Origin of the sequence: Streptomyces sp. NPDC048172 (genome assembly GCF_043202595.1) — a bacterium.
Classification (GTDB): domain Bacteria; phylum Actinomycetota; class Actinomycetes; order Streptomycetales; family Streptomycetaceae; genus Streptomyces.
Window position 1 is genome coordinate 660,155 of record NZ_JBIDAT010000004.1, and the last position, 20,307, is coordinate 680,461.

Consider the following 20,307-nt stretch of genomic DNA (forward strand, 5'->3'; position numbering starts at 1 on the left):
GCGATGAGCGACGCACCCACCAACCCCTTCGACACGGACGACGACGCCGCGACATTCCGCGTCCTCGTCAACGAGACCGGCGAGCACTCGCTGTGGCCGGAGTTCGCCGAGGTCCCCGAGGGCTGGACGACCGCGTACGGGCCGTGCGCCCGCCAGGAGGCCCTGGACTGGATCGGCCGGGCCTGGATCGCCCGGTGAGCGGACCCGGGAGCAGACTCCTGCCAGGGCCGCGCGCCTGCGTGGTCCTCGTCTACACGGCCGCGATGTGCATGAACGGCCTGGACTCGACGATCGTCAACCCGGCCCTGTTCACCATCGCGCGGGACTTCGGGCAGCCGGTGTCGGCGGCGAACACCGTCGAGACGGCCTTCCTCGTCGCCCTCGCCCTGACCCTCCCGGTCGCGGGCTGGCTCGGCGACCGGTACGGCACCAAGCGGGTCTTCCTCGGCGCGCTCGCGGTCTTCACGGCGGCGAGCGCGGCCTGCGGACTGGCCCAGGACCTGCCCTCGCTCGTCGTCGCGCGCGGGGTCCAGGGCCTGGCGGGCGGGCTGCTGACGCCGGTCGGGATGACGCTGCTGTTCCGCGCGTTCCCGCCGCACGAGCGCGTGAAGCTGTCCAAGGTGCTGATCGTCCCGACGGCGCTGATGCCCGCGCTGGGCCCGCCGCTCGGCGGGTTCCTGACCGAACACCTCTCCTGGCACTGGCTGTTCTTCGTCAACGTCCCGGTAGGCGCGGCGGCGGTGGCGCTGGGCGCCGTCGGCCTGCGCGAACACGTCGAGGGCACGGAGGGCGCCTTCGACCGCACGGGCTTCTGGCTGGTGACCCCGGCCCTCGGCCTCCTCACGTACGCGCTCGGCTTCGGCCCGACGCACGGCTGGGCGGACCCGCCGGTCGCGGTGAGCGCGGCGCTGGGCGCGGTGCTGCTGGTGGCGGCGGTCACGCATCAACTCCGTTCTTCCGCGCCCCTACTGAAACTGGGCCTGCTCTCCGACCGGGTGTACGGCGCGGCGACCGCCCTCGCGGCGCTGACCGGGGCGGGGCTGATGGGTGTGCTGTTCGTCTTCCCGCTGCTGTACCAGGAGGCGCTGGGCGCCTCGGCGCTGGACGCGGGGCTGAGCGTCTTCCCCGAGGCGCTGGGCCTGATGCTGGCCTCCCAGGCCGTCGACCGCCTCCTCCCTCGGCTCGGCCCCCGTCTCCTGACGGCCCCGGCCCTCGCCCTGGCGGCGGGGATCTTCGGGGTCCTGGCCCTTCCCGGGGTCGCGGAGAACGTCTGGGCCGTCCGGGCCCTGATGTTCGCGATCGGGCTCGTCCTCGGCACGGCGGTCCTCACGATCCAGATCGCGGGCTTCGAGGGCGTCACCCCCGCCGACACGGGCCACGCGATGGGCCTCTTCCAGATCGTCCGCACGTTGGGCGGCGCCCTGGGCATCGCCCTGTGCGCGGCGCTCATCGGCCACGCCTCATTCCGCGCCGCAATCTGGTCGACGGCGGCTCTCATCGCCCTCGGAGCCCTGGTGTCCTGGCACCTCCCAAAGGAGGCCCCGACTCCACCGGGCCCGGCACCGGAGGAGGCCCCAGCCCTCGCGGAAGAGGCCCACTCTTAGGGGCACGCCCCACCTCTCCCCCCGCTGCGCTTGGGAAGTCTGCGCAAGGCGCAGGGTTGGCAAGCGCAGCCCCCCACGCCGGGTGCCCCGGCAAAAGAGCCGGGATCGGGGTGCCCCGGGCTGTGCTTCGCGGAGTGCGAGTGCGTCGTGGCTTGTCGCGCAGTTCCCCGCGCCCCTGATCGGGCAAGCCCAAAAGCCTTGCACCCGGCGCGCCCACGCGGCGGAGCCGCACATCAAACACAGCCCCGCGCCCCTGATGGGGCACGCCTGAACGCCGACGGCCACGCGAGCGAGCGGGCCCTACCCCGTGGGCGGGCCCAGCAAGGACACGAGGCCCGTGGCGAGGCCGCCGCGCCAGCAGGCGTAGTCGTGGCCGCCGTTGAATTCCGCGTACGTCACCTCGTAGCCGCGAGCACGCAGCACGTCGCGCAGGCGGCGGTTCTCCTCCAGGAGCATCCACTCCTGGTGGCCGACCTCCAGGTAGAGGCGGACGGCGCGGCGCGGGGCCGTCTCGTACTGGCGGGTGAGCCACTCGGGGTCCTCGTCCGGCCACCAGAAGGAGCCGGATTGCGAAAGGGCCAGGCCGAAGGCATCGGGGCGGCGGTGCGCCGCGTACGCCGTGGTGAGGCCGCCCGCGCTCTGACCGGCGATCAGGGTGCGGGAAGGGCCCGGCTCCACCCCGTACGTCCGGGCCGCGAACGGCAGCAGCGTGTCCGCGAGCCAGTCCGTGAACTGCGCGCTGCAGCTGAGGTCTTCGCGGCGCGTCGCCATCGTGTCGACGAGGAGCGTGAGCGTGGGCGGCAGCGCGCCCTCCGCGTGGAGGTTGTCGAGCGTGTCGCCCACCTCCAGCACGGGGCCCCACATCTCGCCGTCGAGCAGCACGGCGACCGCGTACGGGCCCGGCGCGGCCGGGGGGACGTGGGCCGTGACGCCGCGTCCGTCGATCTCGTGACGGACCACCCGGCCCCGCCGTACGCCGGGCCGCCGTGCCACGTACGGCTGCGGCGGCGCGTCCTCCAGCGCCAGGACGGACGCCGGGTGGCGGCCGTCGCGGGCCGGGAGGTGGGGGTGCGGGTTGAACGGGTCGGGGAGCGCCTCGTCCAGGACGCGCAGCCACGCCTCGCGGTGCGTGCCGGGTACGCCGTCGGCGCACACCGAGAACTGGTACGAGGCCCGGTGGTCGGCGCGCAGCCGGTAGGTGAGGGCCCAGACCTCCGTGCCGGGGATCCGTTCCATCGCGTGGGGCGTGAGGTCGCCCGCGTGCCGGTCCTTGTCGGTGACGGTGTGGAGGAGCGTGACGACCGCCGCCGCCTCGCCGCGCCACAGGAAGGTGACCTCGCGGTGCGCAGGGTCGCCCTGGGGGTCTGGGGCGACGAGCGGGGTGCCCGTCGCCTCGACGCGGAGCCAGAAGTCCCGTTCGGCGCCGGGGACTCCGGCCCGTACGGCCTCGCGGAGAGCGGAGAGAGGGTTCTGCATGGCCGTGCCTTTCGTTGTCATACGCGCGTCGCCGCCGAACGCCCGAGCAGCACCCACAGCAGGAACGGCCCGCCGAGCACGGTCGTGACGACGCCGACCGGCAGCTCCGTACCGTCGAACACGATCCGGCCCAGGGTGTCGGCGAGGACCACCAGCGCCGCGCCGGTCAGCATCGAGCCCGCGAGCGGGACGCGCAGCGGCCCCGAGAGCCGGGAGGCGATCACGGGCGAGGCCAGCGCGACGAAGCCGACGGGCCCGCAGATCCCGACGGCGAGCCCGGCGAGGGCGACGGCGAGCAGCAGGCACAGCATGCGCGTACGGGCGGGGCGGGAGCCGAGCGAGGCGGCGGTCGCGTCGTCGAAGCGCAGCACCCGCAGCTGGCGGCCCGCGGCGAGCGCGAGCGGGACGAGGACGGCGAGGCCGATCAGCACGGGGACGGCGACGGAGTAGCCGCGCCCGTTGAGGCTGCCGGAGGTCCATACGTACAGGGAGCTGGCCGAGTTGAGGGACCGGCGGGAGAGCGCGACCTGGGTGATCGCCGAGGCGAGCGCGGACATGGCCAGGCCGACGACGAGCACGCGGTAGCCGCGCTGGCCGAGCCCGCCGGAGACGGCGGTGACGACGAGGACGGCGACGAGCGCGCCGACCGGCCCGGCCCACCAGGCGCCGAACGTGCCGCTGGCGGAGAGCGAGACGGAGACGAGGACGGCGGCGGTGGCGCCGTCGTTGACGCCGAGGAGTTCGGGCGTGGCGAGGCGGTTGCGGGCGAGCGTCTGCGTCAGGCACCCGGCGAGCCCCAGCGCGGCCCCCGCCGCGAGCCCGGCGACGATCCGCCCGAGCCGGAACTTCTGCACGAGCAGCACGTCGAAGTGGTCCCCGTACCCGAACACGGCCCGGAAGGTCCGGGCGAGGTCCATGTCGCTCTGCCCGGCGTACGCGGACAGCGTCACGGCGAACCCGAGGACGAGCAGCAGCCCGAGGACGGCGAACGCGGGCCGGTACGGCACGAGGAGGGAGACCTTGCCCCGGCGCAGGGGCACTTCGCCGCGCGCGAGCCGCGCCGCGAGACGCCCCGTGAGCCGCCCCGCGAGGCGCCGTGGCTGGTCCGTGCGTGCGGGCCCGTCGCCCGGGCCGGCGCCGCGTCGGAGGCGGGCGGCGAGGGTGCGGCCGACGCCGCGGGCGGGGCGTCCCGACGGGGTCTCCTCACTCGCCGGGTCCGTCAGGCCCATGGTCCCGAGGTGCTTCGAGCGGACGAGGGCGATGAGGACGGGGGCGCCGAGCAGGGCGACGATGACCGAGACCGGCGCCTCGTACGGGCGGGAGACGACCCGTGCCGCCACGTCGGCCGCCGTCAGGACGCAGGCTCCGATGAGTCCGGCGAGCAGCAGTCGCGCGGCGAGGCGCGTTCCGGCGAGGGCGCGGGCGAGGAATCCGGCGAGGAGGCCGAGGAAGGAGATCGGCCCGGCGAGGGCGACGGCGGCGGCCGTGAGGAGGGTCACGCCGACGGCGACGACGGTGCGGATCACGCCGGGCCGGTGGCCGAGGCCGCGCGCGAGGTCGTCGCCGAGCGCGAGCGCGGAGAGGGGGCGGGCGACGAGCAGCGCGATGAGGAAGCCGACGGCGAGGACGGGTGCCAGCCGGGTGAGTTCGGCACTGCCCTCGACCCCGGCGAGCGAGCCGAGGACCCAGAAGCGGAACTTGTCGTAGGTCTCGGCGGAGTTGACGACGATGACGTTCGTGAGGCCGCCGAACGTCGCGCCGAGCGCCGCGCCCGCGAGGACGAGCCGCATGGGGGAGCCGCCTCCCCGGCGGCTGGCGATCAGCAGCACCAGGCCGCTGGCGACGACGGCACCGGCGAACGCGCAGACCAGATACGCGTATCCGGAATCGAAGCCGAAGAGCGCGATCCCGGCGACGACGCCGAGCGAGGCGCCCGCGTTGACGCCGAGCAGCCCGGTCTCGGCGAGCGGGTTGCGGGTGACGGCCTGGAGCAGGCAGCCCGCGACGCCGAGCGCGGAGCCGACGAGCAGCGCGGTGAGCGTACGGGGCAGCCGCAGGTCTCCGACGACGAGCGCCAGGCGGGCGTTGGCGCGGGCCCCGTCGCGGCCGAGGAGGTAGTCGAGCACGCGCGCGGGGCCGACCTCCCCGGCGCCGACCGTGAGCGAGAGCGCGGTCAGCGCGAGCAGGGCCGCGAGGAGACCGGCGACGGCCAGCGTGACCGTACGGGACGCGCGGGACGAACGGGACGCGCGGGACGCGGGCGCGGCCCCGGGCGGGGGCTCCACGGGCTGGTCCGTGGGGGATTGGGGAACCGGGGCCTTCGTTCCCCCGAGCTGCGTGAGCATGAGGTGAGGTTAGCCTAAGCTATCCCGCGAGACATAGGTTAGGCTCACCTAATTAAATGAAGGTGAAAGGACGGGTCATGCCCGAGCACATACCGGACGGCACCAGCGAGTTCGCGGGCCGCACGGCCCTGGTGACCGGGGCCGGACAAGGCATCGGTGCCTCGGTCGCCCTCGCCCTCGCCGCCGCGGGTGCTCACGTCGCGGCGACCGACCGCGACGCGAACGGCGTCGACATGCTGACCGCGGAGTGGAAGGGGCAAGGCACCGACGGCCCCGGCACCGTCACCCCGTACGTCCTGGACGTCACCGACGCGGACGCCGTGGAGCGGACCGTGGAGCGCGTCGAGTCCGAACTGGGCCCGCTCGACGTCCTCGTGAACGTCGCGGGCATCCTGCGCACCGGCCCCGCCACCGCGCTCACCGACCAGGACTGGGCCGACACCTTCGCCGTGAACACCACCGGCGTCTTCCACACCTCGCGCGCCGCCGCCGGGCGCATGGCCGCGCGCGGCTCCGGCTGCGTGGTGACCGTCGGCTCCAACGCCGCGGGGATCCCGCGCACCGGGATGGCCGCGTACGCCGCTTCCAAGGCCGCCGCCACCATGTTCACCAAGTGCCTCGGCCTGGAGGTCGCCCGCAGCGGCGTGCGCTGCAACGTCGTCGCGCCCGGCTCCACCGACACCCCGATGCAGCGCGGCATGTGGGCGGACGACCCCGAGGGCCGCGGCGAGCGCCGCGTGATCGACGGGGACCCCGCCACGTACCGCACGGGCATCCCGCTGGGGCGGATCGCCGAACCCCGGGACATCGCCGAGGCCGTCGTCTTCCTCGCCTCGGACCGCGCCCGGCACATCACCTTGCAGGAGCTGTACGTCGACGGCGGCGCGACCCTGCGCTGAGCCCCGTACGGCAGCCCTCGCGCCTCGTTCACCTTTCACCCCCCTCCACCACGTCACCGAGCATTGGAGCGCCCCGTGTCGACGGCCCCTGATGTCGCCACGCACGTCACCCTGGCCGACCCGGCCCACCCCGCCGTGGGAGCGGCCACCTCGCTGCTGGACGCCTACACCCCCGGCGCCCGCTTCCTCGCCACACCCACCCGTACGCTGCTGGCGCACGGCACGCACAGACCCGTGCCGCACGGCGCGGATCCCCTGCCGCTCAGAGTCGAGGCCGCGCTCGCCGAGTCCCGCGCCGCCGGGCAGCGGGCGCCGCTGGTGATGGGCGCGATCCCGTTCGACCAGACGGCGCCCGCCGTGCTCGCGGTCCCCGAGGACGTACGGACCGCTCCCCCGCTCACCGCCGACCCGCTGATCGCGCTCCCCGCCGAGGCGCCCGCCGACGCCGCCGACTGGCGGATCCGGCCCGTGCCCGACCCGGAGGCGTACGGGGAGGGCGTGGCCGCGGCCGTCGCGCGCATGTGGCGCGGCGAGTTCAGCAAGGTCGTCCTCAGCCGCACCCTCGAACTCACCTCGCGCGCCCCGCTCGACGTCCCCGCGATGCTCCAGCGGCTCGCCCGCCGCGACCCGTCGGGCTATACGTTCGCGCTCCCCGCCGCCCCCGCGGACGAGGGCCGTACGCTGCTCGGCGCCAGCCCCGAACTCCTCGTCTCCCGGCGCGGCGAGCGCGTCGTCGCCAATCCGCTCGCGGGCTCGATCCCGCGCAGCCCCGACCTCGCCGAGGACGTGCGCAGGGCCGCCGCGCTGCTCCAGTCCGCCAAGGACCTGCACGAGCACGCGGTCGTCGTGGACGCCGTGCACCAGGCGCTCGCGCCGCACTGCGCGGCGCTCGACGTGCCCGCGAAGCCGACCCTCGTACGGACCGCCGCCATGTGGCACCTGTCCACCACCGTGACGGGCACCCTCGCCGAGCCGCACGCCTCCGCGCTGGAGCTGGCCTGCGCGCTGCACCCGACGCCCGCCGTGTGCGGCACCCCGGTGGACAGCGCGCGCCAAGTGATCGCGGACACCGAGCCGTTCGACCGCGGCCTCTACACGGGCATGGTCGGCTGGGGCGACGCGGACGGCGACGGCGAGTGGGTCGTGACCCTGCGCTGCGCCGAGGCCGCCGAGCGGAAGCTCCGGCTCTACGCGGGCGCGGGCATCGTCGCCGCCTCGGAGCCGGACGCCGAGGTCGCGGAGACCGCGGCGAAGTTCCGTACGTTCCTCGACGCGGTGGGAGCCTCGCTGTGAGCGACACACGCCCCGCGCACGACGCGACCACCGTGACTACCGCGACCGGCCCGGATACCCCGAGCGCCGCGGGCACGGCGAGGGCCACGGGCGCGGCGAGCGCCGCGGGCGCGGCGAGCGCGGCGAGCGCCGCGGGCACGGTCGGCGCCCTGGGCCCAGCGAGCGCCGCAGACACCACAGGCGCGGCGAGCGCGGCAGGCCCAGCAAGCGCCGCAGGCGCGGCGAGCGCCCCGGGCCCAGTGAGCGCCGCAGGCGCGGCGAGCGCGACAGGCGCCGCAGACGCCGCAAGCGCCCCGGGCGCCGAGACCTCCCCGGACGCCGGGTCCGGCCGGGACGCCGAAAACGGCCCCGACACCGGGACCGGCACGGACACCGGGACCGGCACGGGCCCCGGGACCGGCGCAGGCCGCACGCGAGGCTCGGCTCCCGACGGCCTCGCGCCCGCCTGGCCCCCGGAATTCGCGGAGCGCTATCGCGCCGCCGGGTGGTGGCGTGGCGAGACCTTTGGGCAGGTGCTGCGCGACCGTGCCGTCGCCCACCCCGACCGGCTCGCGGTGGTCGACCCCGCCTCCGGGCACCGCTGGAGCTACGCGGAGCTGGACCGGCGTGCCGACCGGCTCGCGGCCGGGCTGCTCGCGCGGGGCATCGGCAAGGGCGACCGGGTCGTCGTCCAGCTGCCGAACATCGCCGAGTTCTTCGAGGTGATCTTCGCGCTCTTCCGGATCGGGGCGCTGCCCGTCTTCGCGCTGCCCGCGCACCGGGAGACGGAGATCGCGTACTTCTGCTCGTTCACCGGCGCCGCCGCGTACGTCATCGCCGCCGAGCACGGCGGGTACGACTACCGCGAGCTGGCCGCGCGGACCAGGGCCGAGGTCCCCACGCTGCGGCACGTGTTCGTCGCCGGGGGCGGCGACCCCGGTCCGTTCGAGTCGCTGGCCGCGCTGCGCACCGAACCGGCCGCCGAGCTGACGGACGCCGCCGGACCCGCCCCGCACGAGCTGGCGTTCCTCCAGCTCTCCGGCGGCAGCACGGGCGTCCCCAAGCTGATCCCGCGCACCCACGACGACTACCTCTACTCGCTGTGGGGCTCGAACGAGATCTGCGGCGTGGACGAGGACAGCGTCTTCCTCTGCGTGCTCCCCGCCGCGCACAACTTCACGCTCTCCTCGCCGGGTTCGCTCGGCGCCCTCTACGCCGGGGCCCGCGTGGTGATGTGCCCGGACCCGAACCCCGACACCGCCTTCCCGCTCATCGAGCGTGAGGGGGTCACCCTCACCGGGCTCGTGCCGCCGCTCGCGCTGGTGTGGACGGAGGCGGCGGCGGAGGCCCGTTACGGCCTCGACAGCCTCCAGGTGCTGCTGGTGGGCGGCGCGAAGTTCAGCGAGGAGGCCGCGCGGCGCGTACGGCCCGCGCTGGGCTGCGCGCTCCAGCAGGTCTTCGGGATGGCCGAGGGCCTCGTCAACTACACCCGCCTCGACGACCCCGAGGAGACCGTCGTCACCACGCAGGGGCGGCCGATCTCCCCCGACGACGAGGTCCGTGTCGTGGACGACGAGGACAACGACCTGCCCGTCGGCGCGACCGGGCACCTCCTCACCCGCGGCCCGTACACGATCCGCGGCTACTGGAACGCGCCCGAGCACAACGCCCGTTCGTTCACCGCCGACGGCTTCTACCGCACCGGCGACGTCGTACGCCTCACCCCCACCGGGCACCTGGTGGTCGAGGGGCGGGCAAAGGACCAGATCAACCGGGGCGGCGAGAAGATCGCGGCCGAGGAGGTCGAGAACCACCTGCTCGCGCACCCCGCCGTGCACGACGCGAACGTCGTCGCGGAGCCCGACCCGTACCTGGGCGAGCGCACCCGCGCGTACGTCATCCTGCGCGCCGGGGTCGCCGACGGCGAGCGCCCGCGCCCCGTGGAGCTGAAGAAGTTCGTCCGCGCGCGGGGGCTGGCCGCCTACAAGGTGCCGGACCGCGTCGAGTTCGTGGCCGCCTTCCCGCAGACCGGCGTCGGCAAGATCTCCAAGAAGGACCTGCGCGCCGACGCCGCGACGACCGGCTCCGCCCCCGACACCACCCCCGACACCACCCGCTGAACGGACGAAGGACCCCGCACCCCATGGCCCTGCCCGCCATCGCCCCGTATCCGCTGCCGACGGCAGCCGAGCTGCCCGCCAACCGCGTGGACTGGACGGTCGATCCGTCCCGCGCGGTGCTGCTCGTCCACGACCTCCAGAACCACTTCCTGTCGGCCTACGACCGGGACAGCGCTCCCGTACCGGGGCTGCTGGCCAACGTCGCCGCGCTGAAGGCCGCCGCGGGCCGCCTCGGCGTGCCCGTCCTCTACACCGCGCAGCGCGGCGGTCAGACCCCCGAGGAGCGGGGGCTCCAGCAGGACTTCTGGGGCCCCGGGCTGCCCGCGGAGCCGCACGCGGAGGCCGTCGCGGCCGAGGTGGCCCCGGGCCCGGACGACGTGGTGCTCACCAAGTGGAAGTACAGCGGCTTCGTCCGTACGGACCTGGAGGAGCGGATGCGCGCGCTGGGCCGGGACCAGCTCGTGCTCACCGGGGTGTACGCGCACATCGGGGTGCTGATGACGGCGGCCGACGCGTGGATGCGCGACCTGCGCGCCTTCGTGGTCGCGGACGCCGTGGCCGACTTCTCGGCGGACGAGCACGCGCAGGCGCTGCGCTGGGCGGCGGGCCGCTGCGCCGTCGTCACCACGACCGGAACCGTCTTCGAGAGCTCCGAGGGAAAGTAGGGAACCCGCCATGGCACCCACGGCACTCACACGCGAACAGCTCAGGGCCGACGTCGCGGACGCGCTGGGCGAGGACCCCGCCGACATCCCCGAGGACGAGAACCTCGTCGACTACGGCCTCGACTCCGTCCGGCTGATGTCCCTCCTCCAGCGCTGGCGGCGCGACCACGCCGCTCAGGTGGGCGAGGTCGCCTACGCGGACCTCGCCGGGAAGCCCGCGCTGGAGGAGTGGTCGGCGCTGCTGGGGGTGTCCGGCGCCTCCGCCGCATAGCGTGTGAACCGGCCGTTTCTCCCCGACTTCGGCATGACCGGGAGAGGCGGCCGGTTGCGTCCGGCATGTGCCGGAGGGAGATGCCTCACGCGTCCGCCGAGGCCAGACGACTGGTCGACCCAACTCGCTCAAACCTTCACATACTTGTGCGTTCTATGTTTCGAATGTTTCCGGACCGTGAGGGGAACGTGGCCCCTTGTGAGTTCCGGCGGCCAACCGGACGATCGGGCGGCAATCCATCCGCACTCTGTTCTCGGAGGATTCCGCCCATGTCGGATCGTTTGAGCCTCAGCCCCGATGTCGCACGGCAGTTGGCCACCGCCACCAAGACCCACCCGCAGATGCGGGGCATCACCCCGCGCTACGTTCTGCGCGCCCTCCCCTGGGTGGACGTCGACGCCGGTGTCTACCGCGTCAACCGCCGCCGCTCCTTCATCCTCGGCGACGACCGCATCAGCACGTACAGCCAGGACGGCAACCGCCGCATCCTCGCCGAGGACCTGCGCGAACTCCCCTACATGCGCGAGGCCGACGGGGCGACCCTCTCTCAGCTCGCCGACGCCTTCGAGGAGGTCACCTTCGAGGCGGGCCAGGAGCTGATCGCCGAGGGCGCCTCCGCCGAGAAGCTGTGGGTGCTGGCGCACGGCCGCGCGGAGAAGCGGGCGTGCGGGCGGTACGGGGACGACGCGCTGATCGAGGTCATCGGCGACGGCCAGTACTTCGACCTCGACGCGTGGAGCCGGAACGAGCCCATGCCGTACCAGGTCAAGGCCATCACCTCGGGCACGGCCCTGGTCCTGGACCGCTCGGCGCTCGCCCGGGTCGCCGACAGCGACTCGACGCTGAACAACGCCCTCCAGGCGTACACGGCCGCCGACCGTCCCGCGCCCGGCTCCGAGGTCCCCTGCGAGCTGGCCGCCGGGCACACCGGTGAGCCCGATCTGCCGGGCACGTACGTCGAGTACGAGGACGCGCCCCGCGAATACCACATGACGCTCGCCCAGACCATGCTGCGCGTCCACACCCGGGTCTCGGACCTCTACAACGAGCCCATGGACCAGACCCGCACCCAGGCCGACCTGACGGTCCAGGCGCTGCGCGAGCGCCAGGAGTGGTCGATCCTCAACCACCAGGACTTCGGCCTCTTCCACAACGTCTCGGCCGGTCAGCGCGTCCAGACCCTCGGCGGCCCGCCCACCCCCGACGACCTGGACGAGCTGCTGGCCCGCGTGTGGAAGCAGCCCGGGTACTTCATCGCCCACCCCAGGGCCATCGCGGCGTTCGGCCGGGAGTGTACGCGCCGGGGTGTGCCCCCGGTGATCGACTCACGCTTCGGCAGTCCGCTGCTCACCTGGCGCGGCGTGCCCCTCCTGCCCTCCGACAAGGTCCGGCTGACCGGCCCCGCGGGCGCCGGCACCTCGGAGATCCTGCTCGTCCGCACCGGCGAGGCCGAGCGCGGCGTGGTGGGCCTGCGCCCGTCCGGAGTGCCGGACGAGGTCGAACCGGGCCTGTCCATGAAGAACATGGGCGTCGACAGCAAGGGCATCACCTCGTATCTGATGACGGCGTACTTCAACGCGGCGGTCCTGGTCGAGGACGCCATCGCCGTTCTCCAGAACGTCGAGGTGGGCACGTACCATGACTACTCCTGACCTGCTGGGCGGCCTCAACCCCCGCCCCAACCCCACCGTGACGACCACCACCCCGGTCACCGCGCTCACGCCCCCGGTCCCCTCGACGGCGGCGGTCCCCGCGGAGGCACCGCCGGAGGTCCCGGCGGAGGTCAAGGCGGAGACACCGGCTGCGCCCCCTTCGGCGACGTCGTCGGCCACGCCCCCGGAGTCCCCCTCCCTGATCCCCCCGCCCGCGGGAGGATTCACCCCGGAGGCGGCCCGCGAGGACGTGCCCGTCCTGCACCGGACCGTGAACGGGCACCCGCTGGTCTGGCTCGACAACGCCGCGACCACGCAGAAGCCCCGCCAGGTCATCGAGACCCTCGGCACCTACTACAGCGCGGCGAACTCCAACATCCACCGCGGCGCGCACACCATGGCGCGCGAGGCGACGGAGGCGTACGAGGCGGGCCGCGCGGCGGTGGCGAACTTCCTGGGCGCCCCCTCCCCCGACAGCATCGTCTTCGTACGCGGCACCACCGAGGCGATCAACCTCGTGGCGCAGAGCTGGGGCCGCGCCAACCTCGGCCCCGGGGACGACATCCTGGTGCCCGTCCTGGAGCACCACTCGGACATCGTCCCCTGGCAGCAGCTCGCCGCCGAACGGCGCGCGCGGGTCGTCCCCGTGCCGCTCACGCCCGAGGGCACGATCGACCAGGACGCCTTCGCCGACCTGCTCTCGTACCGCACCCAGCTCGTCGCGATCAGCCACGCCTCGAACGTCCTCGGCACGATCTCGCCCGTGCGCGAGATGACGGCGCTGGCCCACCGCTACGGCGCGAAGGTGCTGGTCGACGGCGCCCAGGCGGTCGCCCACTTCCCGGTGGACGTCACCGAACTGGACGCCGACTTCTACGTCTTCTCGGGCCACAAGATCTTCGGCCCCACGGGCATCGGCGCGCTCTACGCCAAGCCCGAGATCCTGGAGACGATGCGCCCCTGGCAGGGCGGCGGCAACATGATCGAGGACGTCACCTTCGCCCGTACGGAATTCGCGCCCGTCCCGCACCGCTTCGAGGCGGGCACGGGCCACATCGGCGGCGTCGTCGGCCTCCTCTCCGCCCTCAACTGGCTCTCGGGCTTCGACCGCGAGGCGGTGGCCGCCTACGAGACGGCGCTCACCGAATACGCCCACGAGGCCCTGGGCGCCGTACCCGGCCTGGAGCTGATCGGCCCGGCCGCCCAGAAGGTCGGCGTCCTCACCTTCACCCTCGCCGGGTGCACCCCCGAGGAGACGGCGGCCTGGCTCGACAACGACGGCATCGCCGTCCGCGCGGGCCACCACTGCGCCCAGCCCGCCCTCCGCCACTACAACCTCGAATCCGCCACCCGCGCCTCCCTGGCCCTCTACAACACAAGAGAGGACGTCGACCAACTCACCACCTCCCTCCTCCGCCTCCAGGACCAGCAGAAGCAGCCATCTGCGACCTGACCCCCGCCGTGGGCGGGGTCCGACACGAGGGCCCCGCCCCGACAGCTCGCCAACGGGTTGAGCCCTGCCGGGCATCGCAGCATTCTTCGGACATGACACTGACATCCACGCATACAGAGTCCGCTCCGCAGAACACCGGACGCGAATGGGCGCTGGTCGACGTCGAGACCTCCGGACTGCGGCCGGGGTCGCATCGGGTGCTGTCGGTCGCGGTGATGACCCTCGATCCCCAGGGCAGATGGGCCGAGGAGTTCTCGACACTGCTGAACCCCGGGTGCGATCCGGGGCCGGTGCACATTCACGGTCTGACCCCGCAACGTCTGCGTGGAGCACCCACGTTCGACCAGGTGGCTCCGCGCATCGGAGCCATGCTCAAGAACCGCGTGCTGGTGGCCCACAACGCCCAGTTCGACTACGACTTCCTGGCTCACGAGTTCGCGCACGCCAGGTCGTGGCTCCCCGTGTCGCAGAGGTTGTGCACCCTGGCCCTCAACAGACGCCTGGCCCCGCCCACCGAGGACCTGAGACTGGGCACGCTTGCGGCACACTACGGCGTGCCCCACGGTCGGGCCCATGACGCGTTGGAGGACGTCCGGGCGCTGGCCGGGGTGCTTCGGGCCTCGCTCACCGAGGCGTCCCGGCTGGAACTTCCCCTTCCCCTGGTCTCCTGCCCGCCCCGGCAGTCCACGTCGTTCAGGCCGCGGGTGCCCAAGACCCGGTGTGCTTACAGGAGTCCCGGACGACTGTCGGCGGGCGAGCCGCTCATGCAGGGGATGAAGGTCGCCTTCACCGGAGAGACCCGGGTCTCCCGTGAGGAACTGACCGCCAGGGCGGTGGAGGCCGGGCTGAATGTGATGACCTCGGTGTCCAGGCACACGAGCGTGCTGGTCAGCAATGCCCCCGGGGCGGACACTGCGAAGACCCGGTTGGCACGGGAGGCCGACGTCCCTGTCATCGATGAGGCGGCCTTCGTGCGGCTGCTCGGTCAAGTCCGGCCAGGCATCCCGCACAGCGCAGGGCCCGCCGAGACGGGCACGCGGGAAGCGCGGCCACCGCGCCGGTCCCCCTCCTCGGAGCAGCCCCTGAGGCTGCGCAGGGTGCTCGTACTCGGAGGCTCCCACCAACAGGCCGCCGCCGCCCGCACCCGCGTCGTCACCCTGGGCGGTGCCGCAGCGGTGAATCTGTCCGCCAGCGTCACCGACGTCCTCGCTCTTCAGTGGGCCGAGTCCGACCGGCGCATGACCCGTATCCGCACTCTCGGGCTGCCGATACGTGACGTGGCCTGGCTCGACGCGCCGAGTCTCCCGGCGCCTCCGGAGGAAGCGGTCCCCGACGTCCAGCGGTCTTCCCTTGTACTGCCCCGCGGCGGTGTCGCCGATCTGTCCGGAACCACGGAGGAGGCGAGCAGTTGGACCCTCACCGCCTCCTGGGCCCAGCAGACAACCTGCGACGTGGACGTCGTCGCCTTCCGGCTGGACGAGGAGGAACAGGTCACGTGTGACGAGGACTTCGTCTTCTACGGTGTGGCGGAGAGCCCCGACGGCACGATGCGCCTCTCCACGGACGGGCCGTCCGAACAAGCCATGGTTCTCGACATCGGTACGCAGCCGCAGGCCGTCAGGAAGATCGTGGTCGCGGCGGCCATAGATGGCACCGCCACCTTCGGTGATGTGGGCGCCGTCGAGATCGAGGCGGCCACCGGCCGTAGCGCGGGCACCTTCGCGCGCGCCACCCTGGACGCCGCCACCACCGAACGCACGCTGCTGCTGGCGGAGTTCTACCGGCGGGGTGCGGGATGGCGGATGCGCGCCGTCGGGCAGGGCTACGATCACGGGCTGGCCTCTCTCGCCCGGGGGTTCGGGGTGGACGTCGAGGAGGCGTGACCGCCCGCGTCGAGGAAGCGGCTCAGGGGGAGGGTCGCGGCGCCCACCGTCACCGCGTCGGGGCCCAGTTCGCCGAGGGCGAGGGTGGTGCGGGAGGCCGGGTGGTGGAGGGCGTAGGTGGTGACCGCCTCGCGGATGGCGGGGAGGAGGCGGGGGCCGAGGAGGAGGCCCGCCCAGCCCGCGAGGACGATGCGTTCGGGGCTGTAGAGGTTGACGAGGTCGGCGATGCCCGCGCCCAGGTACTCGGCGGTCTCGGCGAGGACCGCCTCGGCCTCGGGGGTGCGGGAGGCCAGGAGTTCGGCGAGGTCCGACTCCTCCCCGGCGCCGTGGGGGCGGGGTCCGCCCCAGCGGGCGAGGATCGACTCGGCGCCCACGTACGCCTCCAGGCAGCCGCGTGCCCCGCAGCGGCAGGGGCGGCCGCGGAGCTGGACCTTGGTGTGGCCCCACTCGGCGGCGCCGCGCGAGGCGCTGCCGTACGCGCTGCCGTGGGTGATGACGCTCGCGCCGACGCCGGAGCCGAGGAGGGCGACGACCGCGTCCTGCGCGCCGCGCCCGGCGCCGAACCACATCTCGGCCTGGCCCAGGGTCTTGGCGCCGTTCGAGATGAAGAGGGGGATCGCGGGAGACAGGTCCGTCTGGTCGCGGAGCAGGGACTCCAGGGGGACCGCGTCCCAGCCGACCGTCTGGCCGTGGACGACGGCGCCGCCGCGCGCCGGGTCGCGTTCGACGATGCCGGGGACGCCGATGCCGACGCCGAGGAGGGGGACGTCCGGGTCCTCGGCCGTACGGACGGCCGCCAGGCCCTCGGCGATCAGGCGGACGACGTGCGGGGCGCCGTGGCCGCCGTCCTCCGCGTGCAGCGGATATTCCGCACGTGCCCGTTCCGTGAGGGATATGTCAAAGAGTTCAACACGTACGCCCGTCTCCCCGACGTCCACGCCGATCAGCGACCCGGCGCCCGGCGCGACCCGCAGGAGGGTGCGCGGGCGGCCCCCGTCGGAGTCGACGGAGCCCGCCTCCTCCAGCAGTCCTTCGGCCAGGAGCCCCGAGGTGACGTTGCTGACGGAGCCGGAGCTGAGGCCCGTCGCGGGGCCCAACTCCTGGCGGCTGAGCGGGCCCTCGAAGTACAGATGTCGTAGCAGCGTGGCGCGGTTCGTACGGCGCAGATCGCGCACGGTCCGCCGGCTCCCCAGGTTCCCTACGGGCATGTGGCCCCCCTTCCTCGCCTGAACTTACCTGTGCGTGACGTCTTGACGGCCACTTATTTCACTACTTAACTCACGCTCCGAGTTAAGAGCGAGCCGTGTTCAAGCCTTAACGTCCGCCTCCCGGAGGGGCCATCACGACCATGCGCAGATTCCGTACACCCGCGAAGCCCGCCGTCGCAGCCGCAGCCGTCCTCTCCGTCCTCGCGGCCGCAGGCTGCGGCGGCGGCACCGCCACCGACAGCGAGGGCAGCAACGCCAAGCCCAAGGAGCTCACCTACTGGGCCACCAACCAGGGGACGAGCCTGGAGCACGACAAGAAGGTGCTCACCCCGGAGCTGAAGAAGTTCGAGAAGCAGACCGGCATCAAGGTCAAGCTGGAGGTCATCCCCTGGTCCAGCCTCCTGGACCGGATCCTCGGCGCCGCCTCCTCCGGCCAGGGCCCCGACGTGCTCAACATCGGCAACACCTGGTCGTCCTCGCTGCAGAAGGGCGGCTCGCTGCTGCCGTTCGACGGCAAGACCCTCGCCAAGGTCGGCGGCAAGGACCGCTTCAGCCCCGCCGCGCTCGCCGCCACCGGAGCCAAGGGCAAGGCCCCCGCCGCCGTCCCCCTCTACTCCCTCACCTACGCGCTCTACTACAACAAGAAGCACTTCAAGGAGGCGGGCATCGACAAGCCCCCCGCCACCTGGGACGAGCTGGTCGAGGACGGCAAGAAGCTCACGAAGGACGGGCGGCAGGGCCTCGCCGTCGAGGGCGGCGACCCCGTCGAGAACTCCCACCACGCCTTCGTCTTCGCCAAGCAGCACGGCGCCGACTTCTTCGACGCCGACGGCAAGCCCACCTTCGACAAACCGGGCAACGTCAAGGCCGTCAAGCAGTACGTCGACTTCGTCGCCCGCGACAAGATCGCCGCGAAGGGCAACGCCGAGTACGCGCAGCGCCAGTCCGTGAAGGACTTCGCCACCGGCAAGGCCAGCATGCTGCTGTGGCAGGCCGCCCGCTCCTCGTTGCTCTCCAACGGGATGAAGACCTCGGAGTACGGCCTCGCGCCCGTACCGCTGCAGAGCGCGAAGCCGCCCGCCGGACGGAACGTCACCTCGATGGTCGCGGGCATCAATCTCGCCGTCTTCAAGAACACGGACAACACGGACGGCGCCCTGAAGTTCGTGAAGTTCATGACCTCCACCGCGGAGCAGAAGGTCCTCACCCGCGCGTACGGCGCCCTCTCCCCCAACCTGGAGGCCCAGAAGGCCGCCCCGCGCGACGACGACGAGAAGATCATGCGCGACGTCCTCGCGGACAGCGCGGCCCCGCTGCCGCAGGTCCCGAACGAGTCCCAGTTCGAGACGCTCGTCGGCACCGCGATGAAGGAGATGTTCGCGGACGCGGCGGCAGGCCGGACCGTGTCCGCCGCCTCGGTGAAGGAACGCCTCACCAAGGCCCAGCAGCAGATGCGCGACAAGTGAGCCGCCGGCCATGCCTGCCATGAGCGCTCTCGTCGAACGCGTCCGGCGCGGCGGCCTCCCCTACCTCCTGCTGCTGCCCGCGCTGGTCCTCGAACTCCTCATCCATCTCATCCCGATGGTCATCGGCATCGTGATGGCGTTCAAGGAGCTGACGCAGGAGTACATCCGGGAGTGGGGCGCCGCGCCCTGGGCGGGGCTCGACAACTTCCATGTCGCGGTCGACGTCAACGCCCCCGTCGGCGAGGCCCTGCTCCGCTCCTTCGCCCTCACCTGCGGCTTCACGGTGCTGGCCGTGGGGTTCGCGTGGCTGCTGGGGGCGACGGCGGCGATCCTCATGCAGGACACCTTCCGGGGGCGGGGACTGCTCCGCGCGCTGTTCCTCACGCCGTACGCGCTGCCCGTGTACGCCGCCGTGATCACCTGGTCGTTCATGCTCCAGCGCGACACGGGGCTCGTGAACCATGTGCTGCACGAGCAGTTGGGGATCACCGACTCGCCCTCGTTCTGGCTCGTCGGCGACAACAGCTTCGTCTCGCTCGTCGTCGTCTCGGTCTGGCGCACCTGGCCGTTCGCGTTCCTCATGCTGACGGCCGCGCTCCAGAACATCCCCCGCGACGTGTACGAGGCCGCGCAGATGGACGGCGCCGGGATCTGGCGGCAGATACGCCACGTCACGCTGCCCTCGCTGCGGCCCGTGAACCTCGTCCTCCTGCTGGTGCTCTTCCTGTGGACGTTCAACGACTTCAACGTCCCGTACGTGCTCTTCGGCAAGTCGGCGCCCGAGTCCGCCGACCTGATCTCGCTGCACATCTACCAGTCGTCGTTCGTGACCTGGGACTTCGGAGCGGGCTCGGCGATGTCCGTGCTGCTGCTCCTCTTCCTGATGGTCGTGACGGGCCTCTATCTGTGGCTGACCCAGCGGAGCGGGAGGGGTGACGCACATGTCTGATCGTGCCGGCGAGAGGCTCTCCCCGAGCCCGCCCCTTCCCGAATCCGAAGGGGGCTTCGCTCCCTTCGGAACCCCCGACGAAGGGGCGGAGCCCCCTCGGACCCCCGATCGGGGGGCTCCGCCCCCCGGACCCCCCGGCCACGGAACCGGCCCACGCTCCGCAGGGCGACGGCGCCGCAGCCCCACCGCCCCGCCGCCCTCCTTCGTCTGGACGCGCCGGGTCCTGCTCACGCTGCTCGCGGCGTTCGCCGCGATTCCGCTCTACGCCATGCTGAGCACCTCGCTCAAGCCGCTGGAGGACGTCACCGGAGGCTTCCGGTGGATCCCCACACGGATCACGCTCCAGCCGTACGCCGACATCTGGGACACCATCCCCCTCGCCCGCTACTTCATGAACTCCCTCGTCGTGGCGGGCGCCGCGACCGTCTGCTCCGTCGTCGTCGCGGTCTTCGCGGCGTACGCGGTGAGCCGCTACCGCTTCCGGGGCAAGCGGCTCTTCACGGTCACCATCCTGTCCACGCAGATGTTCCCCGGCATCCTCTTCCTCCTCCCCCTCTTCCTGATCTTCGTCAACCTCGGCAACGCCACCGGCATCGCGCTCTACGGCTCGCGCGGCGGACTGATCCTCACCTACATGACGTTCACCCTGCCGCTGTCGATCTGGATGCTCGCCGGGTACTTCGACTCGATCCCGCGCGACCTGGACGAGGCCGCGCAGGTCGACGGCTGCGGGCCGCTCGGCGCGCTGTTCCGGGTCGTCGTCCCGGCCGCCGTGCCCGGCATCGTCGCCGTCGCCGTCTACTCCTTCATGACGGCCTGGGGCGAGGTCCTCTTCGCCTCCGTCATGACGAACGACACGACCCGCACCCTGGCGATCGGCCTCCAGGGCTACGCCAACCAGACCGAGGTCTACTGGAACCAGGTCATGGCCGCCTCGCTCGTGGTGAGCGTGCCTGTCGTCGCCGGGTTCCTGCTGCTCCAGCGCTACCTCGTCGCCGGTCTCACCGCCGGTGCCGTCAAGTGACCCTCGCCGAAAGGAACTCC

Annotated in this window: 15 protein-coding genes and 1 pseudogene; 13 read left to right on the top strand and 3 right to left on the bottom strand. The window is 72.9% G+C overall.

All coding sequences use genetic code 11. The features are described 5' to 3' along the window. The first annotated feature begins 3 nt into the window (after window positions 1-3). Both ACGF3A_RS20685 and ACGF3A_RS20690 read left to right on the top strand, forming a co-directional pair. Entirely contained in the window at window positions 4-198 is a 195-nt protein-coding gene (locus ACGF3A_RS20685) for an MbtH family protein (RefSeq protein ID WP_393731663.1), read from the top strand. Beyond that, complete coding sequence (locus ACGF3A_RS20690; RefSeq protein WP_393731664.1) at window positions 195-1,604, top strand: DHA2 family efflux MFS transporter permease subunit; 1,410 nt, start codon at window positions 195-197, stop codon at window positions 1,602-1,604. Before ACGF3A_RS20685 ends, ACGF3A_RS20690 begins: the two co-directional genes overlap by 4 nt. 300 nt (window positions 1,605-1,904) lie before the next feature. Here ACGF3A_RS20690 and fes read toward each other — a convergent pair whose 3' ends face one another. Further along, on the bottom strand, window positions 1,905-3,080 hold the full coding sequence (fes, locus tag ACGF3A_RS20695; protein WP_393731665.1) for an enterochelin esterase: 1,176 nt from the start codon (window positions 3,078-3,080) through the stop codon (window positions 1,905-1,907). A 17-nt stretch (window positions 3,081-3,097) separates the two neighbouring features. Further along, complete coding sequence (gene fhuB, locus ACGF3A_RS20700) at window positions 3,098-5,425, bottom strand: Fe(3+)-hydroxamate ABC transporter permease FhuB (protein WP_393731666.1); 2,328 nt, start codon at window positions 5,423-5,425, stop codon at window positions 3,098-3,100. Between the two features lie 77 nt (window positions 5,426-5,502). On the opposite strand from fhuB, the gene ACGF3A_RS20705 reads away from it, so the two are divergent. The 8 genes and pseudogenes from ACGF3A_RS20705 to ACGF3A_RS20740 all read left to right on the top strand — a co-directional run bounded on the left by ACGF3A_RS20705 (window position 5,503) and on the right by ACGF3A_RS20740 (window position 15,640). Continuing rightward, the gene (locus ACGF3A_RS20705) at window positions 5,503-6,324 is read left to right on the top strand and encodes a 2,3-dihydro-2,3-dihydroxybenzoate dehydrogenase (protein ID WP_393731667.1); all 822 of its coding nucleotides are present in this window, start codon (window positions 5,503-5,505) and stop codon (window positions 6,322-6,324) included. A 75-nt stretch (window positions 6,325-6,399) separates the two neighbouring features. Beyond that, entirely contained in the window at window positions 6,400-7,617 is a 1,218-nt protein-coding gene (gene dhbC / locus ACGF3A_RS20710; RefSeq protein ID WP_393731668.1) for an isochorismate synthase DhbC, read from the top strand. A 437-nt stretch (window positions 7,618-8,054) separates the two neighbouring features. Continuing rightward, a pseudogene (locus ACGF3A_RS20715) lies at window positions 8,055-9,716 on the top strand ((2,3-dihydroxybenzoyl)adenylate synthase); the annotation flags it as partial. Between the two features lie 23 nt (window positions 9,717-9,739). Further along, window positions 9,740-10,381 carry an isochorismatase family protein gene (locus ACGF3A_RS20720; RefSeq protein WP_393731669.1) on the top strand — a complete coding sequence of 214 codons (642 nt, stop codon included), beginning with the start codon at window positions 9,740-9,742 and terminating at the stop codon, window positions 10,379-10,381. A gap of 10 nt (window positions 10,382-10,391) precedes the next feature. Further along, on the top strand, window positions 10,392-10,652 hold the full coding sequence (locus tag ACGF3A_RS20725) for a phosphopantetheine-binding protein (protein WP_393731670.1): 261 nt from the start codon (window positions 10,392-10,394) through the stop codon (window positions 10,650-10,652). Between the two features lie 269 nt (window positions 10,653-10,921). Then, complete coding sequence (locus ACGF3A_RS20730) at window positions 10,922-12,304, top strand: family 2B encapsulin nanocompartment shell protein (RefSeq protein WP_393731671.1); 1,383 nt, start codon at window positions 10,922-10,924, stop codon at window positions 12,302-12,304. After that, a complete protein-coding gene (locus ACGF3A_RS20735) occupies window positions 12,291-13,757 on the top strand; it encodes a SufS family cysteine desulfurase (protein ID WP_393731672.1) in 1,467 nt (488 codons plus the stop codon). Before ACGF3A_RS20730 ends, ACGF3A_RS20735 begins: the two co-directional genes overlap by 14 nt. 92 nt (window positions 13,758-13,849) lie before the next feature. Continuing rightward, window positions 13,850-15,640 (top strand): TerD family protein, encoded by a 1,791-nt coding sequence (locus tag ACGF3A_RS20740; RefSeq protein ID WP_393731673.1) that lies wholly within the window; start codon window positions 13,850-13,852, stop codon window positions 15,638-15,640. On the opposite strand, the gene ACGF3A_RS20745 is transcribed toward ACGF3A_RS20740, so the two are convergent. Further along, window positions 15,586-16,848, bottom strand: coding sequence for an ROK family protein (locus ACGF3A_RS20745; protein WP_393731674.1), 1,263 nt, complete (start codon window positions 16,846-16,848; stop codon window positions 15,586-15,588). The genes ACGF3A_RS20740 and ACGF3A_RS20745 overlap by 55 nt on opposite strands. Before the next feature lie 140 nt (window positions 16,849-16,988). Here ACGF3A_RS20745 and ACGF3A_RS20750 point away from each other — a divergent pair, with 140 nt between their 5' ends. The 3 genes from ACGF3A_RS20750 to ACGF3A_RS20760 all read left to right on the top strand — a co-directional run bounded on the left by ACGF3A_RS20750 (window position 16,989) and on the right by ACGF3A_RS20760 (window position 20,287). After that, window positions 16,989-18,314, top strand: a complete 1,326-nt coding sequence (locus ACGF3A_RS20750) for an ABC transporter substrate-binding protein (protein WP_393731675.1) — start codon at window positions 16,989-16,991, stop codon at window positions 18,312-18,314. A gap of 10 nt (window positions 18,315-18,324) precedes the next feature. Further along, window positions 18,325-19,263: a carbohydrate ABC transporter permease gene (locus tag ACGF3A_RS20755; RefSeq protein WP_393731676.1), complete on the top strand. Its 939-nt coding sequence runs from the start codon at window positions 18,325-18,327 to the stop codon at window positions 19,261-19,263. Between the two features lie 223 nt (window positions 19,264-19,486). Continuing rightward, a complete protein-coding gene (locus ACGF3A_RS20760; RefSeq protein ID WP_393731910.1) occupies window positions 19,487-20,287 on the top strand; it encodes a carbohydrate ABC transporter permease in 801 nt (266 codons plus the stop codon). Window positions 20,288-20,307 lie beyond the last annotated feature (20 nt).

What these genes read in the sequence shown, in the direction of transcription:
- ACGF3A_RS20755 (WP_393731676.1), top strand. Translation starts at nt 18,325, where the DNA reads ATGCCTGCCATGAGCGCTCTCGTCGAACGCGTCCGGCGCGGCGGCCTC.
- ACGF3A_RS20725 (WP_393731670.1), top strand. Translation starts at nt 10,392, where the DNA reads ATGGCACCCACGGCACTCACACGCGAACAGCTCAGGGCCGACGTCGCG.
- ACGF3A_RS20745 (WP_393731674.1), bottom strand. Translation starts at nt 16,848, where the DNA reads ATGCCCGTAGGGAACCTGGGGAGCCGGCGGACCGTGCGCGATCTGCGC.
- ACGF3A_RS20730 (WP_393731671.1), top strand. Translation starts at nt 10,922, where the DNA reads ATGTCGGATCGTTTGAGCCTCAGCCCCGATGTCGCACGGCAGTTGGCC.
- ACGF3A_RS20685 (WP_393731663.1), top strand. Translation starts at nt 4, where the DNA reads ATGAGCGACGCACCCACCAACCCCTTCGACACGGACGACGACGCCGCG.
- ACGF3A_RS20750 (WP_393731675.1), top strand. Translation starts at nt 16,989, where the DNA reads ATGCGCAGATTCCGTACACCCGCGAAGCCCGCCGTCGCAGCCGCAGCC.
- ACGF3A_RS20720 (WP_393731669.1), top strand. Translation starts at nt 9,740, where the DNA reads ATGGCCCTGCCCGCCATCGCCCCGTATCCGCTGCCGACGGCAGCCGAG.
- ACGF3A_RS20735 (WP_393731672.1), top strand. Translation starts at nt 12,291, where the DNA reads ATGACTACTCCTGACCTGCTGGGCGGCCTCAACCCCCGCCCCAACCCC.
- ACGF3A_RS20705 (WP_393731667.1), top strand. Translation starts at nt 5,503, where the DNA reads ATGCCCGAGCACATACCGGACGGCACCAGCGAGTTCGCGGGCCGCACG.
- fhuB (WP_393731666.1), bottom strand. Translation starts at nt 5,425, where the DNA reads ATGCTCACGCAGCTCGGGGGAACGAAGGCCCCGGTTCCCCAATCCCCC.
- fes (WP_393731665.1), bottom strand. Translation starts at nt 3,080, where the DNA reads ATGCAGAACCCTCTCTCCGCTCTCCGCGAGGCCGTACGGGCCGGAGTC.
- ACGF3A_RS20740 (WP_393731673.1), top strand. Translation starts at nt 13,850, where the DNA reads ATGACACTGACATCCACGCATACAGAGTCCGCTCCGCAGAACACCGGA.